The organism is Nesterenkonia sp. CL21, assembly GCF_031705515.1.
Taxonomy (GTDB): domain Bacteria; phylum Actinomycetota; class Actinomycetes; order Actinomycetales; family Micrococcaceae; genus Nesterenkonia; species Nesterenkonia aethiopica.
Genome location: NZ_JAUTWR010000001.1, coordinates 1,019,906 through 1,037,069 on the forward strand (window position 1 = coordinate 1,019,906; position 17,164 = coordinate 1,037,069).

At 69.8% G+C, this 17,164-nt stretch carries 13 protein-coding genes; 4 read left to right on the plus strand and 9 right to left on the minus strand.

Translation table 11 applies throughout. The features are described 5' to 3' along the window. Positions 1-127: 127 nt before the first annotated feature. The gene (locus tag Q7C18_RS04570; protein ID WP_311024451.1) at positions 128-2,293 is read left to right on the plus strand and encodes a 3-hydroxyacyl-CoA dehydrogenase NAD-binding domain-containing protein; all 2,166 of its coding nucleotides are present in this window, start codon (positions 128-130) and stop codon (positions 2,291-2,293) included. 62 nt (positions 2,294-2,355) lie between these two features. Continuing rightward, positions 2,356-2,799, plus strand: a complete 444-nt coding sequence (locus tag Q7C18_RS04575; protein WP_070162654.1) for a Rieske (2Fe-2S) protein — start codon at positions 2,356-2,358, stop codon at positions 2,797-2,799. Between the two features lie 51 nt (positions 2,800-2,850). Here the strand turns inward: Q7C18_RS04575 and Q7C18_RS04580 are convergent, their stop codons facing one another. The 7 genes from Q7C18_RS04580 to dut all read right to left on the minus strand — a co-directional run bounded on the left by Q7C18_RS04580 (position 2,851) and on the right by dut (position 12,974). Continuing rightward, positions 2,851-3,345: a hypothetical protein gene (locus Q7C18_RS04580; protein ID WP_070162653.1), complete on the minus strand. Its 495-nt coding sequence runs from the start codon at positions 3,343-3,345 to the stop codon at positions 2,851-2,853. Positions 3,346-3,438: 93 nt separating this feature from the next. Then, positions 3,439-5,439 carry a 1-deoxy-D-xylulose-5-phosphate synthase gene (gene dxs, locus Q7C18_RS04585; RefSeq protein WP_311024369.1) on the minus strand — a complete coding sequence of 667 codons (2,001 nt, stop codon included), beginning with the start codon at positions 5,437-5,439 and terminating at the stop codon, positions 3,439-3,441. 183 nt (positions 5,440-5,622) lie between these two features. Continuing rightward, positions 5,623-8,445, minus strand: coding sequence for an aconitate hydratase (locus Q7C18_RS04590; RefSeq protein ID WP_311024370.1), 2,823 nt, complete (start codon positions 8,443-8,445; stop codon positions 5,623-5,625). 409 nt (positions 8,446-8,854) lie between these two features. Next, a complete protein-coding gene (locus Q7C18_RS04595; protein WP_311024371.1) occupies positions 8,855-10,402 on the minus strand; it encodes a class I SAM-dependent RNA methyltransferase in 1,548 nt (515 codons plus the stop codon). A 1-nt stretch (position 10,403) separates the two neighbouring features. Next, on the minus strand, positions 10,404-11,345 hold the full coding sequence (locus tag Q7C18_RS04600) for a DUF3159 domain-containing protein (RefSeq protein WP_311024372.1): 942 nt from the start codon (positions 11,343-11,345) through the stop codon (positions 10,404-10,406). Between the two features lie 90 nt (positions 11,346-11,435). Further along, positions 11,436-12,452 (minus strand): DUF3710 domain-containing protein, encoded by a 1,017-nt coding sequence (locus tag Q7C18_RS04605; RefSeq protein WP_311024373.1) that lies wholly within the window; start codon positions 12,450-12,452, stop codon positions 11,436-11,438. Between the two features lie 27 nt (positions 12,453-12,479). Then, the gene (gene dut, locus Q7C18_RS04610) at positions 12,480-12,974 is read right to left on the minus strand and encodes a dUTP diphosphatase (RefSeq protein ID WP_170922602.1); all 495 of its coding nucleotides are present in this window, start codon (positions 12,972-12,974) and stop codon (positions 12,480-12,482) included. Between the two features lie 199 nt (positions 12,975-13,173). On the opposite strand from dut, the gene Q7C18_RS04615 reads away from it, so the two are divergent. Next, the gene (locus Q7C18_RS04615; RefSeq protein WP_070158914.1) at positions 13,174-13,656 is read left to right on the plus strand and encodes a DUF3093 domain-containing protein; all 483 of its coding nucleotides are present in this window, start codon (positions 13,174-13,176) and stop codon (positions 13,654-13,656) included. A 108-nt stretch (positions 13,657-13,764) separates the two neighbouring features. Here Q7C18_RS04615 and Q7C18_RS04620 read toward each other — a convergent pair whose 3' ends face one another. Beyond that, positions 13,765-14,064 (minus strand): DUF4193 domain-containing protein, encoded by a 300-nt coding sequence (locus Q7C18_RS04620; protein WP_070158911.1) that lies wholly within the window; start codon positions 14,062-14,064, stop codon positions 13,765-13,767. A 393-nt stretch (positions 14,065-14,457) separates the two neighbouring features. On the opposite strand from Q7C18_RS04620, the gene sepH reads away from it, so the two are divergent. Continuing rightward, positions 14,458-15,870: a septation protein SepH gene (sepH, locus tag Q7C18_RS04625; RefSeq protein WP_311024374.1), complete on the plus strand. Its 1,413-nt coding sequence runs from the start codon at positions 14,458-14,460 to the stop codon at positions 15,868-15,870. Between the two features lie 63 nt (positions 15,871-15,933). Here sepH and Q7C18_RS04630 read toward each other — a convergent pair whose 3' ends face one another. Further along, a complete protein-coding gene (locus Q7C18_RS04630; RefSeq protein ID WP_311024375.1) occupies positions 15,934-17,160 on the minus strand; it encodes an alkaline phosphatase family protein in 1,227 nt (408 codons plus the stop codon). Positions 17,161-17,164 lie beyond the last annotated feature (4 nt).

Below are 17,164 nucleotides of genomic sequence, written 5' to 3' on the forward strand. Positions count from 1 at the left end.
AGGTGAGCCGTGCCTGCACACGCTGCGGCGTCGTCGTCACGGGGCCGCGCTGGCCTCTGGAGCTACTCGCCGGTAGCATGTGATGCGGAACGCATTCTTCCCTGACGACGACGCTGTGGAGGCACCCATGAACGCGCAGTCCGCACACTCCCACTCCCCCGCCGGCACCATCACCGCCGCGCAGACCGACTTCTCCGGCTATGCCGAGCTCGCCGAGGCCTTCGCGGACGAGGTCCGCACGCACAGCCGGGTCGAGGACGTCACCCTACCCGGCGGCGGCACGCTGGCGCTGATCCGACTGGACAACGACGACGCCCGGCGGCCGACCACGCTCGGACCCAACTCCCTGATCGAGTTCGGCGAGGCCGTGGCCTCGCAGCTGCCACGTGCAGAATCCGCAGAGATCGCCGGGCTGGCGCTGATCGGCAAGCCCGGCTACCTGGTGGCCGGGGCGGACCTGGGCGCGGTCAATACGATCGAGTCCACCGAGCTGGCACGCCAGATGGCGGAGCTGGGCCACCAGGCCTACAACCTGCTCGAAGACTTCCCCGTACCGACCTTCGCCTTCATCAACGGCACCGCCCTCGGCGGCGGGCTGGAGATCGCGCTGGCCGCTCAGTGGCGCACCGTCTCCACCGACGCCAAGGCCCTGTCCCTGCCCGAGGCATTCCTGGGGCTCATCCCCGGCTGGGGCGGGGTGTATCGACTGCCGCGCCTGATCGGTCCGGAGGCCGCCGCCCAGGTCATCTTCTCGAACGCCCTGGCGAACAATCGCACGCTCAAGGGTGCGGCGGCCTATGAGCTGGGCATCGCCGACGCCCTCTTCGCCGCCGACGCATTCGAGCAGGCGTCCGTGGAGTTCGCCGCGCGGATCATCGCCAGAGATGACGACACCCTCGCCGGCGTCCGGTCCCATCGGGATCGGGACACCAGCGACGCCGCCTGGCAGCGGGGCATCGAGGCCGCCCGCCGTGCCGTGGCGGCCAAGACCGGCGACTCTGCTCCTGCGCCGCAGAAGGCTCTGGAGGTGTTCATCGCCGGCAAGGACCGCGATCGCGACCAAGACCGTGTCGCCGAGTGCGATGCCCTGGCCGAGCTGATGGTCACCGATGAGTTCGCCAACACCGTCTACGCGTTCCTGGAGCTGATCCAGAAGCGGGCCAAGCGCCCCGCCGGCGTGCCGGAGGTCCCGCCGCGTCAGATCGGCAAGGTGGGGATCGTGGGCGCCGGCCTGATGGCCTCCCAGCTGGCGATGGTCTTCGCCCAGCACCTGCAGGTCCCGGTGGTCATGACCGACATCGACGAGACCCGGGTGGCCAAGGGCTTGGACTTCATCTCCTCCCAGGTGGAGAAGCTGCAGGGCAAGGGGAAGATCAGCGCCGAGCAGGCCGCCGGCCTGAAGGGCCTGGTGACCGGATCCACCGACAAGTCGGTCTACGCGGACGCGGACTTCGTCATCGAGGCGGTCTTCGAGGAGATCGGTGTCAAGAAGCAGGTCTTCGCCGAGCTCGAGGAGATCGTGCCGGCCGGGACGATCCTGGCCACCAACACGTCCTCGCTGTCGGTCACGGAGATGGCCGCCGACCTGAGGCACCCCGAGAGGGTCATCGGGTTCCACTTCTTCAACCCGGTGGCGGTGATGCCGCTGATCGAGATCGCCCGCACCCCGGAGACCACGGACGAACCGATCGCGACCGCCTTCGCGCTGGCCGCGGCACTGCGCAAGACGCCGGTCCTCACCTCCGACTCGGCGGCCTTCGTGGTCAACCGTGTCCTGCTGCGCCTGATGGCCGAGGTGCAGAAGGCCTTCGACGAGGGCACCGATGCTGCTACCGCGGACCAGGCCCTGCGGCCCATCGGACTGCCGATGACGCCTTTCACCCTGCTGGCGATGGTCGGCATCCCGGTGGCTCAGCACGTCACCGAGTCCCTCCACGCGGCGTTCGGCGAGAGGTTCCACGTCTCGGCCAACCTGCAGCGCCTCATCGAGGCCGGCGTCACGGAGATCTGGAGCACCGACGAGGACGGCCGCGCCTTCATCAAGGAGCAGACCCTGGCGCTGATGGAGTTCGGCGAGACGCCGCGCAGCGGTGAGCAGCTGCTCACCGACGTCCAAGACGCCTTGGCCGAAGAGATCGGTCTGATGCTCTCCGAGGGCGTGGTGAGCTCCCCGAAGGACATCGACCTGTGCATGATCCTCGGCGCCGGCTGGCCCATGCACCGCGGCGGAATCACCCCCTACCTGGACCAGGTGGGGGCCAGCGAGCGGGTCAACGGGCGCACGTTCCACTGACGGGATCCCCGACGGCCCGGCGGATGCAGGACGGACCTTCGGCGCCCGATAGACTCGGGCGCATGAATGAGCTGTGCTGCGCCCGCCGGGCCTTCCTCCGCACCACCGCCGCCGGTGCTGCGGGAGTCGCGGGGCTCTCGTTGGCCGCCTGCGGCAACACCTCCGACGACGGTGCCGAACCCGGAGCGGAGGCCACACATGCCGGCGAGTCCTGGGAGGCCGTGCTGGCCGCCGAGGAGCTCCCGGTGGGCACCTCGGTCGCGGCCAGTGCAGGCGAGCATGAGCTGCTTCTGCACCGTGCCGGTGAGGACGAGGTCCACGCCTTCACGTCAGTGTGCACCCACCAGGGCTGCACCGTGGAGCCCGAAGACGAGCAGTTCAGCTGCCCCTGCCACGGATCGGTGTTCGCCGTGGACTCCGGGGAGCCCACCTCCGGACCGGCGGACCGTCCTCTGACCCGCTTCGAGGCGGAGATCAGCGACGGAGAGGTCCGCGTGCTCGTGTGAGCGGTCGCCCCGCCCGCCCCGCGACGGGTGAGGCCCGCTCTGCCTGTGGGCTCAGCCCACGCGGATGCGGACCTTCGAGGCAGGGACGTCGGTGGCGCGCAGGGCGCCGCGCACGGCCTCCCCGGCCTTCCGGCGGTGCACCGTGCGGGCCCTCATGACCAGCGCCGCGCCGTCGGCGTGCTCTTCGATCTCCGGGTCGCTCAGGGCGCCGAGCCCCCGCCAGGCGAGCCCCGTGAGCACTGCCGTGTGGACGGTCTCGGCGTTCCGCCGCTCCGACGCCGAGGGCTCCGAGGCCTTCAGCGGCACAGCGACGACCAGTTCGACGGTCTGCAGCTGCCCGATCTCCCGGTAACCGTCCGCCTCGCATTGGGCTGCGAAACCCTCCAGCAGAGCCTCCGCCTCGTCTGCCTGCGCCTTCTCCGCCGTGAGCTTCCCATTGGCGCCCACCGCGCCGTAGTGCACCACAAACTCTCCGGCCGCCTCGTCGTACCAAGCCTCCCGGTACTCCCAGGCGGCTTCCGAGTTCTGACGGAACAGACTGATCATGAGGTCTCCAGACGGTCGGGCCGCAGGGCAGGGCCCCCGGCGGTCATGAGGTCGCCGGTCCGGTGAGGACCGACAGGGTGAACGGGTCGACGCTCAGGCGTCGCGGCTCTGGGGGAAGCTCGGGATCTCGCCGGTGGGCAGATCCTCCCCGGGCAGCGGACGTGCGAAGGGCACCTTCGTGCCCAACACCTGGGCCACGGTGTCCTGAGCCACCTGGGTGGAGGTCACGCCCACGCGGTCCAGAACCTCTGCCCGCGAGCCGTGGGAGAGGAACTCCACGGGAAGTCCCACCTCGTTGAGTGCCGTGTCCACACCGGCCTCACGCATGGTCTGCCGGATCCGGGACCCGACTCCCCCGGCTTTCACACCGTCCTCCACGCAGACGACGATCCGGTGCCGCGCCGCCAGAGAGACGACGGATTCCGGGACCGGGAGCACCCAGCGGGGGTCCACGACGGTGGAGGTGATGCCCTGATCGGCCAGCCGACGCGCCACATCGAGGGACAGCTCCCCCATCGTGCCGACGGAGACGATGAGCACGTCATTGCTGTAGGCTCCGTCTTCGTTGCGCTGACCATGGAGGACCTCCACTCCGTCCTCGAGCCTCTCCAGCGCATCGATCTCACCGTTGACGGACCCTTTGGAGAAGCGGACCACCGTGGGGGCGTCGTCCACGGCCACCGCCTCGCGCAGCTCCTCCCGCAGCCGGGTGGAGTCCCGCGGCGCGGCGATCCGCATGCCGGGCACGATCTGCAGCAGGGACAGATCCCACACGCCGTGATGGCTGGGTCCGTCCGGACCGGTCACGCCGGCCCGATCCAGCACCAGCGTCACCCCGGCGCGGTGCAGCGCGACATCCATGAGCAACTGGTCGAATGCCCGATTGAGGAACGTCGCATAGAGCGCCACCACTGGGTGCAGCCCGCCATAGGCCAGCCCGGCGGCAGAGGCGACGGCATGCTGCTCGGCGATGCCGACGTCGAAGACGCGATCCGGGTGCTTCTCCGCGAAGCTGCGCAGGCCTACGGGGATCATCATCGCCCCGGTCAGCGCCACCACGTCCGGTCGCTCATCAGCGATGGCCGTGATCTCCTCTTCGAACACGGAGGTCCAGGAGCGCGCCGAACCCCGGGACACCGGCTCGCCGGTCTCGGGGTCGATCACGCCGACCGCGTGGAACTGGTCGTTCTCATCCGCGCGGGCCGGGGCGTAGCCGCGACCCTTCTCCGTGAGCGCGTGGACGATCACCGGACCGCCGTAGTTCTTGGCGTCCTGCAGCGCCTCCTCCATGGAGCGCTGATCATGCCCGTCCACCGGTCCGATGTACTTCATGCCCAGGTCCTCGAAGAGCCCCTGCGGCGCCCAGAAGTCCTTCGCGCCCTTCTTCGCGGCATGCAGGCTTCGGTAGACCATCTTGCTGACCGGCCCGCCGTGCTGAAGGCGCTGCTTGGTGCCGTCCATCGCCTTCTCATACACACGGTGCGTGCGCAGCTTGTCCAGGAATCCCCTCCGCAGGCGATCCAGCTGATCGGCCAGCCCTCCCACCGTGGGGGCATACGAGCGGCCGTTGTCGTTGACGACGATCACCACACGACGGTCCTTGTCCGCGGCGATGTTGTTCAGCGCTTCCCAGGCCATCCCACCGGTGAGGGCGCCGTCGCCGATGACTGCGACCACGAAACGGTCGTCCTCGCCGCTGAGCACGCGTGCCTTGGAGATGCCGTCGGCCCATGACAATGAGGAGGAGGCGTGGGAGGACTCGACGATGTCATGGATGGACTCGGCGCGCTCCGGGTAGCCGGCCAGGCCGCCCTGCTTGCGCAGGGTGGAGAAGTCCTGACGGCCCGTGACCAGCTTGTGGATGTAGGACTGGTGCCCGGTGTCGAAGATCACTGAGTCGCGAGGCGAGTCGAAGACCCGGTGGATCGCCAGGGTGAGTTCCACCACGCCGAGGTTGGGGCCCAGGTGTCCCCCGGTGCGGGACACCTTGTCGATGAGGAACTGGCGGATCTCCGCGGCCAGCCGCTCCAGCTGCTCGTCCGTCAGCCGGGACAGGTCCTGGGGAGACCGGATGGTCTCCAGAATGGTCTTCACTGGCGCGATCCCTCCCATGCGATCAGGCTCTCTGCGATTCTACCGCCCGGTCGGCATCAGGATGCACCGGAGCACGACGACGGCGGGCGGTCCGGAGTCTCCTCCGTCCCGCCCGCCGTCGACTCAGCGGGTGGCCCGTCGTCTGTGCTCCCGAAGGACGGTGCGCCGACGACGGTCAGCCGCTCACGTCACCAGCTGGCGCAGCACGTACTGCAGAATGCCGCCGTTGCGGTAGTAGTCCGCCTCGCCGGGGGTGTCGATGCGCACGACCGCGTCGAAGGTGGTCTCCGAGCCGTCCTCTGCCGCGGCGGTGACCTGCACCGTCTTCGGGATGGTGCCCTCGTTCAGCGCAGTGATTCCGGAGATCGAGAAGGTCTCGAAACCGGTCAGACCCAGCGTGTCGGCCGTCTCGCCCTCCGGGAACTGCAGCGGGAGCACACCCATGCCGATGAGGTTCGAGCGGTGGATCCGCTCGAAGGACTCGGTGATGACCGCGCGGACGCCCAGCAGCTTGGTGCCCTTGGCGGCCCAGTCCCGGGACGAGCCCGACCCGTACTCCTTGCCGCCCAGGACCACCAGCGGTGTGCCGGCCTCCTTGTAGTTCTCTGCGGCGTCGTACACGTAGGCCTGCGGGGCGCCCTCCTGGGTGAAGTCCCGGGTGAAGCCGCCCTCGACTCCGTCGAGCAGCTGGTTCTTGATCCGGATGTTGGCGAAGGTGCCGCGGATCATGACTTCGTGGTTGCCTCGGCGGGAGCCGTAGGAGTTGAAGTCCTTACGCTCCACGCCGTTCTCCAGCAGGTAGCGGCCCGCCGGGGTGTCGGACTTGAAGGAGCCGGCCGGCGAGATGTGGTCGGTGGTGACCGAGTCGCCCAGCTTCAGCAGCACCCGCGCCCCGGAGATGTCCTCCACCGGGGAGGCCTCCAGCGACATGCCGTCGAAGTACGGCGCCTTGCGCACGTAGGTCGACGACTCGTCCCAGGCAAAGGTGGAGCCCTCCGGAGTGTTCAGCTCCTGCCACCGGTGGTCCCCGTCGAAGACCGTGTCGTACTTCGAGGTGAACATCTCGGTGTCGATCGACTCGTCGATGATCTTCTGGACCTCGATCGGGTCCGGCCAGATGTCGCGCAGGTAGACGTCGTCGCCCGACGCATCCTGGCCCAGCGGCTCGTTCTCGAAGTCGAAGTCCATGGTCCCGGCCAGGGCGTAGGCCACCACCAGCGGCGGGGAGGCCAGGTAGTTCATCTTCACGTCCGGGTTGATGCGACCCTCGAAGTTGCGGTTGCCCGACAGCACTGAGGTGACCGCGAGGTCCTCCTCCTGGACCGTCTTGGAGATCTCCTCCTCGAGCGGACCGGAGTTTCCGATGCAGGTGGTGCAGCCGTAGCCGACCACGTAGAAGCCGACCTTCTCCAGGTGCTCGATCAGCCCTGACTTCTCGTAGTAGTCGGTCACGACCTTCGAGCCCGGTGCGATGGAGGTCTTGACCCAGGGCTTCTGCGACAGGCCCTTCTCCACCGCGTTGCGCGCCAGCACACCGGCGGCGAGCATCACGTTCGGGTTGGAGGTGTTGGTGCAGGAAGTGATGGAGGCGATCGAGACCGCACCGTGGTCCAGCGTGAACTCACGGCCGTCGGGCATCGAGACCGGCACCGGCTTCGAGGGCCGGCCCACGACCTCCTCGCCGCCGACGTGCCGCGGACGGTCCTTGACGTCCTGCTCCTCGTCGGCGGAGTGCGCCGGAGCGTCCGAGGCCGGGAACGAGGCCGCCGAGGCGGCGTCGGCGTGGCCGTTGGTGGCCGGGTCGGTCACGTGCTCCACGTAGTTGTGGATGTCCTTGCGGAACTGCTCCTTGGCGTCGGTGAGCTCGATACGGTCCTGCGGACGCTTCGGACCCGAGATCGAGGGCACCACGGTGGACAGGTCCAGCTCGAGGTACTCCGAGAAGCGCAGCTCGCGGGACGGGTCGTGCCACATCCCCTGCTCCTTCGCGTAGGCCTCCACCAGAGCGACCTGCTCCTCGGTGCGGCCGGTCAGGCGCAGGTACTCCAGGGTGACCTCGTCGATGGGGAACATCGCGGCCGTGGAGCCGAACTCCGGGGACATGTTGCCGATCGTCGCTCGGTTGGCCAGCGGAACCGCCGCCACGCCCTCGCCGTAGAACTCGACGAACTTGCCGACCACGCCGTGCTCGCGGAGCATCTGGGTGATGGTCAGCACCACGTCGGTGGCTGTCGCCCCGGCGGGGATCTCCCCGGAGAGCTTGAAGCCGACCACGCGCGGGATGAGCATGGAGATCGGCTGGCCCAGCATCGCGGCCTCAGCCTCGATGCCGCCCACGCCCCAGCCCAGCACACCCAGGCCGTTCTCCATGGTGGTGTGCGAGTCGGTGCCCACACAGGTGTCCGGGTAGGCGCGCAGCGCACCGTCGACCTCACGGGTCATCACCACGCGGGCCAGGTTCTCGATGTTGACCTGGTGGACGATGCCCATACCGGGAGGCACGACCTTGAAGTCGTCGAAGGCCGTCTGGCCCCAGCGCAGGAACTGGTACCGCTCGCCGTTGCGCTGGTACTCGATGTCCATGTTGCGCTCGATGGCGTCCGAGTTCCCGAAGGAGTCGATCTGCACCGAGTGGTCGATGACCATCTCGGCCGGCGCCAGCGGGTTGATCCGCTTGGGATCGCCACCCAGGTCTGCCACGGCTTCACGCATGGTGGCCAGGTCCACGACGCAGGGCACACCGGTGAAGTCCTGCATCAGGACCCGACCCGGAGTGAACTGGATCTCGGTGTTCGGCTGTGCCGTCTCGTCCCACTGGCCGAGAGCCTTGATGTGCTCGGCCGTCACATTCGCCCCGTCCTCGGTGCGCAGAAGGTTCTCCAGGAGGACCTTCAGGCTGTACGGAAGGGACTCGTGGCCCTCCACAGTGTTGAGGCGGAAGATTTCGTAATCGGCGCCGTTGACGTTGAGAACGCCTTGTGCTCCGAAGCTGTCCACAGTGCTCACGCGGGACTCCTCTGTAGTTGCCAGACTGACACGGTCCGACGGCACGCGGCCGTCGGACAACGGGCGCTGAAGAGTTCGCCGGAGGACCTTCCGGTGCAGGCCTCGGTCGCCCTGCGGACGCGGCGCTCGACGACGAGCACGACGGCGACCTCAGGTCAGTGGCGCGACCGGGCCCGAGCACGCGGAGTCTCCTCCAGCGCTCAGAGCCGTATCGCTGTCCATCCTACTCGGTCGACATGACGTGATGCGGCTCATGTCGCTGTCGCCCCCGCGGAGGCCCGCGGGTGGCCTTCCACAGGCCAGGATCGCCGAACCACAGAGCTGACCAGGCCTTCCGCGGGCGTCCAAGGACGCGGTGCACGCGCATCGGCGTCGAGCTCGGCGCCATCGCGGCCCGGAGGGGCGGGGCTCAGCGTTCGAACAGGGCGACTGACTCCATGTGGTGCGTGTTCGGGTAGAGGTCCAGCACCTGCAGGTCCGCCAACCGCCAACCCCGGGCGAGCAGGTCCTTGGCGTCACGGGCGAAGGACGCCGGTTCGCAGGACACGTAGACGAGCCGGCGCGCATCCGCCGCATCGACGCCGCCGATGACCTTCTTTCCGGCGCCGGCGCGCGGCGGGTCCACCAGGATCAGGTCGTGGCCCCCCAGTGCGTCCAGCACCCGTTCCACCGGGGCCGTCTCCACCCGGACGTGCTGCGTCCGTTCGAACAGCTCACGCGCCGAGGCGCTGGACCCGGCCGCGGCCTCCACGCTGAGCACCTGTCCCGTCTCGCCGGTGCGCGCCGCGGCCCAGGCGGTGAACAGCCCGGCGCCGGCGTACAGGTCAGCGACGGCGTCGCCGGCCCCGACGCTGGCCATCTCGTCGATCGTGCGGACCAGCGCCTCGGGCGCATGACGATGGATCTGCCAGAAGCCCTCCGGGCGCAGCGGCACGACGGCACGCTCCTCGCCGTCCCCCGTGGCGACCGGGACCGGCAGCGGCTCGGCCACGGTGCGACCGCCGAGCACGATCTCATGCTCCACGACCGCCGGCACCCGAGGCACCTCGGGACGGCCACGCGTGCGACCACGGGCAGAGCCGCGGCGCCCGTTGCGGACGCCGGAGCGAGCACCGTTGCGGGCGACGGCGCCGCCGCCGTTCGGGGCCTCGGCCCGTGCGTCGTCGGCGCGCGCCAGCGCCAGCACGATGGTCTCGACCTTCGGCTCGACGTCGGCGATGCGCAACAGGCGCTGACGAAGTCCGGCCTCCTCAGCCCGGGACTGCTCGGCGTGGACGACCAGCGCCAACGGCGCCCGACCACCCGGGGCCACGACGTCGACTCGTTGGGCGCCGGTGAAGTCTCCGCCGAAGAGTCGGGACTCATGGATGTCCTCCACTGCCAGCGGCATCCCCCGCAGATCGATCAGTTCGTGGCTGCGGTAGGGCTTCATGCTGAGCACGCCGTGATCGTTGACCCCGAAGCTGACCCGCGTGCGCCAGTGCAGACCGTTGCTGTGACGCTCTCCGACGTCGACGACATGGATCTCCCCGTCGGCTGGGGCATGGGCCAGGGTGAGGTCCTGCAGATGGATTCCGCCGATGCGCTGCAGAGTGTCCCGGAAGACCTGGGCCTTGACGCGGCGCTGATGCTGGTCCGTGATGTGGCCGTACTCGGCTCCGCCGACCGGAAGCCGGTCCATCTCATGGGCGCGGAGTGCGTCGGCGAGCTTCCAGATGTGCCGTCGCCGGTAGTCCGAGGCCTCCAGGACCTCGACGACGTCGGCGCGCCAGAACTTGGCCTGCGGTCCTGAGTCGGTGACGCGTGCCCGGACGACTTCGCCCGGGATCGCATGCCGGACGAAGATGACCCGCCCCTCATGCCTGGCGACACAGTGACCCCCATGAGCCATCGGGCCGACGTCGAGGGTGAGCAGCTGCTGCGAATGTGTCGTGCCGGCCTGTCGTGAGGTCATCATCTCAGGACACCGCCTCTCCATCGCGCCGGTCCTCCACGACCGTCGGGCGCGTGATCATCCAGCCGACCCACAGGGCCAGGGCATAGAGGGGCAGCCCCATCACCAGGCGAGCAGTCCCGAGCGCGACGACGGCGTCCGCCAGGTACAGCGGCAGCTGGACCGCCAGCCGCAGCGCGAGCACACCGGTGACGATCCACGTGGCCAGCGCATAGCGCCTCCGACGAGCGTGGTCCTGACGCCAGGCGACGCCCTCTCCCCGGATGAAGCCGAAGAGGATCCCCAGGAACGGCCAGCGGACCGCGACGGACAGCGCGAAGCCCGCGATGTAGGCGGCGTTGGTGACGAAGCCCCACAGGTAGAAGTCACGGGCCTCGCCTGTCTGCTGGGCGACGACGGCGCACAGCACGATGACCGCCAGCCCGGACAGCGACTGCACCAGAGGGCCGCGCTGTGCCAGCCGCGCCACCGTGAAGATCAGTCCCATGAGGACCGCGACGATGGAGGAGATCAGCAGGTCCTCGGTGATGACGAACACCGTGAGGAACGCCGCCGCGGGCAGAGAAGCTTCGACAAGGCCCCGCACGCCCCCGATGGAGGACATCACGTCGAGCGAGCCGTCCTCACGAGTGCGCAGCCGGGAGCCCGCCGACTCGGCGAGCCGCTCCCCGATCTCGTCCGGGCCGGCCGCATCCTGAACCTGATCGCCCCGACGGTCCGACGGATCGTCCTGCCCCGGGCCCCCGGCGCTCCCGAGCCTCCCGGCATCGGGAGTCGCGGCATCGGGAGTCGCGGCATCGGGAGTCGCGGCATCGGGAGTCGCGGAATCAGGGGTCGCTCCCCCGGTCATGAGCGTCTCGGGCGCTGCGGGCGGTGACGTCTCGTCCCGCGCCGCACGCTCCTCCGAGCTGCCCGGCGTCCCCGCCCTGCCCGGTGAATCAGTCATCACAGCCGCCTGCGCCTCCCCTGTGCGTGGTCCCCTGGTCTTCATCGGCCGTCCCTCGACCCCCTGTCGCCGCCTCGTCCGCCAGCGAGATCAGGCCTGCTGCGGCCCCTCGGAGCCGGCCGCTGCGCCTCCTGCCGACCTCCGCTGCTGCGGTCGGACACCGTTGGCACGGGCGCCGCTCTGGTCCCCTTCTCCACTGCCGACCGCGGCAGCGCCGGGATTCGGCCCTGGTGCGGCGTCCCGACGCTGCGCCGGGTTCCGCGGCAGCACCACCCGGCGTGCGCCTTCGGGCGGCCGCAGCGGCAGCAGCTCGCGAGGCGGCAGCGGGTCGTCGCCGCGCACGACGACGAGCCGAGAGAAGAGATCCTCGACGTCACGAGCGGCCTGAGGGTCGATCGCCCCCCGCCCGCCGACGACACCGCGCAGGAACCAGCGGTTCCCCTCGAATCCGATGAAACGAGCCACGCGCCAGCCGGCCCGGCCGTCCTTCAGCGTGGTCGGGACACGGGCGGCGAGCTCCTTGCCGAAGCGGCCGTCGAGCTGCTTGATCCGCCCCTTCTGCCTCACCACGGAGTCTTGGATCTGTTCCCGCACCTCATCCCACGTGCCTCCCGACTTGGGCGCGGAGAACGGCTGGATCTGGATGCTGGCCTGTCCCACCGAGATCGTCAGGGCCACGACACGTTTGGTCTTCTGATCGATGTCCAGGCGTACCTTCTGTTCCTTGCCCGCCGGCACCAGGACCGCGCCGAAGTCGATGTAGCCCTTGGTGGTCTCCACCTCCGTGACGTCGTAGGGCCCCCCGCCTTCGATGCGTTCCGAGGCGTCCTCAGAGTTGTCCTCAGAGGCACCGTCGGACGCGCTGTCGGACGCGCCGCCGGTCTCGGAACCGGCGGCCGCCGAATCCTGCGGCACCGACTCCTGCGGCACTGACTCCTGCGGCGCTGGTGCCGTCGCGGACTGCTGCTCGGGGGCCGCGGAACTCTCCGTGGTCTCCTCCTGGGCAGGGCTCGTGGGGGAGGTCTCCTCCTCGCGGAGCGCCTCTCTGATGGTGGCGGGCTTGGCCTTCTCCGCCCCTTGGGACTTCTTCCGTCGTCCGAAGATCATGCTGAAGTTCCTCTTATCCCTCGAGAGTCACGTGCCGGTGGAGCCGAAGCCGCCTGCGCCGCGGTCGCTGTCCTCCAGCTGGTCCACAGGCACGAATTCAGCCTGGTCCACACGCTGGAGGACGAGCTGCGCGATGCGGTCTCCGCGACGGAAGCTCACCGGAGTCGAACGGTCGGTGTTCAGCAGACACACCTTGAGCTCTCCACGATACCCAGCATCGATGGTTCCCGGCGTGTTGACAAGGGTGATTCCGTGTTTCACCGCCAGTCCGCTGCGGGGGTGCACCAGCCCGACCCAGCCCTGCGGGATCGCGACGGCCACCCCGGTCGGCACGAGGCGACGTGCACCCGGCTCCAGCGTGAAGTCCTCGGCGCTGACCAGGTCCGCTCCGGCGTCGCCCGGGTGGGCATAGCCGGGAAGCGGAAGGTCCGGATCAAGACGCCGGATCGGCACCCGGATCCTGCCGGGCGCCGAGCCGGTCGGCATCTGGCCGGCGTCGTGCTCCTTCGTAGACGTGGTCATCGGGGCTGCTTCTCCTCGTGGTCTGCGGGCTGGGGCCTGGTCCCGCCCATGTCGGGCTGGTCCAGTGACCCCTCGAGTCTACTCATCCGGCCTGACATTCCAGTCGGCCGGGGATTCCCTCTGGCCCGAGCTTCCATCCGGCAGGGCGTCACCGTCGGCGGTTCCGGCCCACCGGAGGTTCCGTGAGAAGCTGGTGGTCATGACGACGCATTCTCCGAGCTACTCCGAGAAGCTCTGGCCGGCGTGGTGGATCTGGCTCGCCGCGGTCATCATCGGAGCCTCCGTCTCGCTCATCTTCTTTCCCATCTCCGTCGGGCTCGGCGCGACCGCCATGGTCATCGGAGTCGGACTGCTGCTGTTCGCCCTGATCATCACCACCCCTCGGATCGAGATCACCGAAGGGTGGCTGAGCGCCGGCCGAGCCCGGATCGAGCGCACCCACGTCGGCGCCGTCGTGGCCCATCGCGCCCAGGCGGCACGTGAGCAGCTCGGCCCCGGCTTCGACGCACGGGCCTATCAGTGCATCCGTGGGTGGATCGATCCCGTGGTGACCATTCAGATCACCGATCCCCAGGACGCCACGCCGTATTGGATCGTCTCCACCCGACGCCCGGAGGCGGTCCTCGCCGCGCTCGGTTCCGAGGAGCCGGTCCGCCAGACCGGGCTCAGCGTCACGGACTGACCGCCCGAACCGACCCCGCGCGGCCCAGGCACACGGAGGCCCCGTTCCGGACCATGGTCCGGAACGGGGCCTCCGTGCTGCGACGATGTGGCCGACCGAGATCGCCGTTCAGCTGTCGCAGTCCTTGCAGATGAACATCCCGTTCTCCTCGCGGGACACCTGAGACCGGTGGCGGACCAGGAAGCATTCGCCGCATGTGAACTCGTCAGACTGGGCGGGCAGCACCCGCACCTGCAGCTCCTCGTCGGAGAGGTCAGCGCCGGGGAGCTCGAACCCTTCGGCCGCCTCCGCCTCGTCTTCGTCCACGACGGCGGACTGGCGATTGGTCTGCTGATTCTTCAGTTCCTCGATGGAGTCTTCGTTGACGTCGTCGTCGTTCTTGCGCGGCGCATCGTAGTCGGTTGCCATGAGGGTCGCTCCACACTCCGAAAGTCGAATTCGAATCGCTCGGACACCAGCCTCCACCGGTCCCCCAAGCGCGATTTGTCGCACAGATTGTGTCGCATCGAGCCAGCTCCGCCAAATCGGCGGCGACACATTGAGCCGAGGGCGGACGACGGGCCGGCTCGGGGCCCCGAAACCGTCGCTGAGGCGGCGAGCCGGGGCCGCCCGGAGTCGGCGCCACGCAGCTCCTCACGGGCTCCGCGACCCCAAGGTTCAAGTTCCGCTGAACCGGGAGCGGGAGCTCCACGCCCTCCCCGCGCTACAGTGACCCCTGGACCAGTCCACCCGGAGGGCGGCGCGGCGCCGACCGCACCCGTCCCGAAGACTACTGCCGGCCACAGGCGGGAGGAAGCACAGATGCAGCAGCTGCGGATCATGGGCGTGACCGAGGACGACTCCGACGAACTGCTCGTCCTCGCCGACGACCAGGGTCAGGAGTTCGCCCTGCCCGTGGACGACGCGCTGCGCGCGGCCGTGGGACGGAAGTCCACCCGCCCGCCGCACCTCACGACGCGTGCCGAGGACGCCCGGGCGCCCATGACGGTGCGGGAGGTGCAGGCCCGGCTCCGTGCAGGGGCCACCGTGGAGCAGATGGTCGCAGAGTCTGGCCTCGACCCGGCCCGAGTGGAACGCTACGCAGGGCCCGTCCAGGCCGAGCGCGCCTATGTCGCCGAACTGGCCCGCAGCACGGCGATCGCCCCGCCGTCCTCGGCCGAACAGCACCGGATCGCGTTCGGTGACGCCCCCGCCACCCTCGAAGCGATGGCGCTGGTCCGCCTGCGGTCCCTCGGCGTCGACCTGACCTCCCTGGCGTGGGACGCCTGGCGACGCCAGGACGGCAGCTGGCAGGTCGTCTGCTGGTTCTCCCCCGATGACGAAGCCGCCGCCCGCGCTCGTGTCGACGCCGAACCGCCCGCTGAATGGGTCTTCTCTCCGGAGTCTCGCCATCTGCGAGCGGTCGGTCCCTGGGCCCAGACGCTGAGCAGCCTCCCTCCGGAGACCGGCGCCCGCCGCGGTCCGCGGCGACTGACCGCAGTGGACGCCCCCTTCGACGTCGAGTCCGTGGCGGACTCGGCGGCGCAGCGATCGGATCGTGGCACCGGCAGGCCGGCGGCGACGACGCCGGCCCCGGTGCCCGCAGACCAGCAGGACACCTCGCCGCTGCCTTCCCGCTCTCCGGACGCCCCGGCAGGCCCCACGGGCGAAGGCGACGAGCATCAGGACCTCCTCGACGTCCTGCGCGCTCGGCGGGGTCGTCGGTTGGGCGCGGACGAGGACGCCGATGACAGGCTCGCCCTCATGCTCACGCGCGACGAACAGCCCAGCGGCCAGGACACGCCCCGACTGCGCGCGGTCGAGTCGGCGCAGACCGGTCAGGGGGAGGACGATCAGCAGGCTCCCCGCGACGATGAGCGCACGGAGTCCCCCGACGTAGACAGCCCCGACGGCACCGACGCCTGGGGGTTCAGCTATGCCGACAGCGAGTCACCGGTCGACGTCGACTCCTCCGGTCCGGACCACGCGGCGGCGCAGGGCGCGCCCGACACCGCAGAGGGGGCCGGCGCCCCGGCGAAGGAGCCGACCCCCGGCGAGGATCCGGCATCGGCCGGATCCGCACAGAGCGACGGCGACGCCGCCACCCGCCAGCGGGACGCCGGCAGCACCGAAGACGCCGCGCCCGCCCACGCCCCGAAGCCGAAGCGCTCCGGCTCCCGCCGCCCCAGCATGCCTCGCTGGGACGACATCCTCTTCGGCTCGAAGGGCGACTGACGACCGGCAGACGGTCGCACAGGGATCGGTCGCACAGGGATCGGTCGCACGTCCCCACGGGACTCAGCCGAAGGCGCGCCCGGTCAGCGAGAGCAGCGGGACCTTGACCTCCACGTCGGTCAGCGATCCGTGCTGGCCCACCATGGTCAGTGGATCCGGGCCCGTCCGGGCCACGTGATAGAGCGCGATCGGACCGTGCACGGCCACCAGGAGATCACCGATGCGGGGACGCACCCGGTCCTCCACGGGACCGAACCATCCCGCGTCCACCGCCTCGTCGCGCGTGGCGATCCACGCCTGGTCGCCGAAGCGCTCCTCCCACACCTCATGCACCTGGCGGCGCACGGCGGCGGAAGCATGCTGATCGAAGTACAGATGCACGAACCGCGGCTCGCCGCCGGTGTGCCGGACGCCGCGCAGCAGCGCCTCCTCTGCGCTGAAGTCCAGCCGGCCCTCCGGGGCGATGTCCAGCATGCCGTGGTCTGCGGTCAGCAGCACCGAGAGCTGGTCGCCGAACCTCTCACGCAGCCGCGTGACGAACGTCTCGGCCTCCCGGTCCAGACTCTCCAGCGCGCGCACCCACTCGGGTGAGTCCACCCCGTATCGGTGCCCGGTCTTGTCCAGTTCGTCCACGTAGAGATACATCAGCAGCGGCTGCGGAGACCCCTGGCGCACTCCCCCGGTGGCGGGACGATGACCGGTGATCGCACCAGCCGCCAACCGGAACCGCGCGTCCAGGTGGGTGGCCCCGAGGAACTCACCTCCGGAGAGCACGGCCTGCGTCAGGGCGGAGTCGGCGAATTTGGGACGCGAGACGGTCAGCACCCGAGCGCCCGCACGCTCGGCGCGCCGCAGCACCGGCTCGTGGGGCTGCCAACGGGCCGGATCCACCGCGGGATCCCACCCGCCGAGCATGTTGACCACCCGGTCCAGCCACGGCGCGAGGACGTCGTACCCGACCAGGCCGTGACGGCCCGGGGGTTCTCCCGTGCCCAAGGAGGCGATGGAGGCGGCGGTCGTCGCGGGGGCGGCGGCGTCCAGCACGCGTCCGGTGGCGCTGCTCCGCCATGCAGAGGCGAGGAACCGGGCGTGCCCGCTGTGCCGGGCGATGAGCTCGTCCCCCAGCCCGTCGACCATGAGGACCACGGTGAGGCTCGCCTGGGGCAGCCCGAGCCTGTCGAGGAATCCGTCAAGGCCGAGCGACGCCGCCGCCGAGGGCATCACGTGACGGATGTGGGCACCGTCATAGGCCGGGGCGAGAGCGGCCAGCTCACGGGCACGAGCGGTCATCAGG

Bases quoted from the DNA above. Each gene is read 5' to 3' on its own strand.
- Q7C18_RS04570 (WP_311024451.1), top strand. From the start codon at position 128: ATGAACGCGCAGTCCGCACACTCCCACTCCCCCGCCGGCACCATCACC.
- Q7C18_RS04575 (WP_070162654.1), top strand. From the start codon at position 2,356: ATGAATGAGCTGTGCTGCGCCCGCCGGGCCTTCCTCCGCACCACCGCC.
- Q7C18_RS04580 (WP_070162653.1), bottom strand. From the start codon at position 3,345: ATGATCAGTCTGTTCCGTCAGAACTCGGAAGCCGCCTGGGAGTACCGG.
- Q7C18_RS04595 (WP_311024371.1), bottom strand. From the start codon at position 10,402: ATGATGACCTCACGACAGGCCGGCACGACACATTCGCAGCAGCTGCTC.
- Q7C18_RS04600 (WP_311024372.1), bottom strand. From the start codon at position 11,345: ATGACTGATTCACCGGGCAGGGCGGGGACGCCGGGCAGCTCGGAGGAG.
- Q7C18_RS04605 (WP_311024373.1), bottom strand. From the start codon at position 12,452: ATGATCTTCGGACGACGGAAGAAGTCCCAAGGGGCGGAGAAGGCCAAG.
- dut (WP_170922602.1), bottom strand. From the start codon at position 12,974: ATGACCACGTCTACGAAGGAGCACGACGCCGGCCAGATGCCGACCGGC.
- Q7C18_RS04615 (WP_070158914.1), top strand. From the start codon at position 13,174: ATGACGACGCATTCTCCGAGCTACTCCGAGAAGCTCTGGCCGGCGTGG.
- Q7C18_RS04620 (WP_070158911.1), bottom strand. From the start codon at position 14,064: ATGGCAACCGACTACGATGCGCCGCGCAAGAACGACGACGACGTCAAC.
- sepH (WP_311024374.1), top strand. From the start codon at position 14,458: ATGCAGCAGCTGCGGATCATGGGCGTGACCGAGGACGACTCCGACGAA.
- Q7C18_RS04630 (WP_311024375.1), bottom strand. From the start codon at position 17,160: ATGACCGCTCGTGCCCGTGAGCTGGCCGCTCTCGCCCCGGCCTATGAC.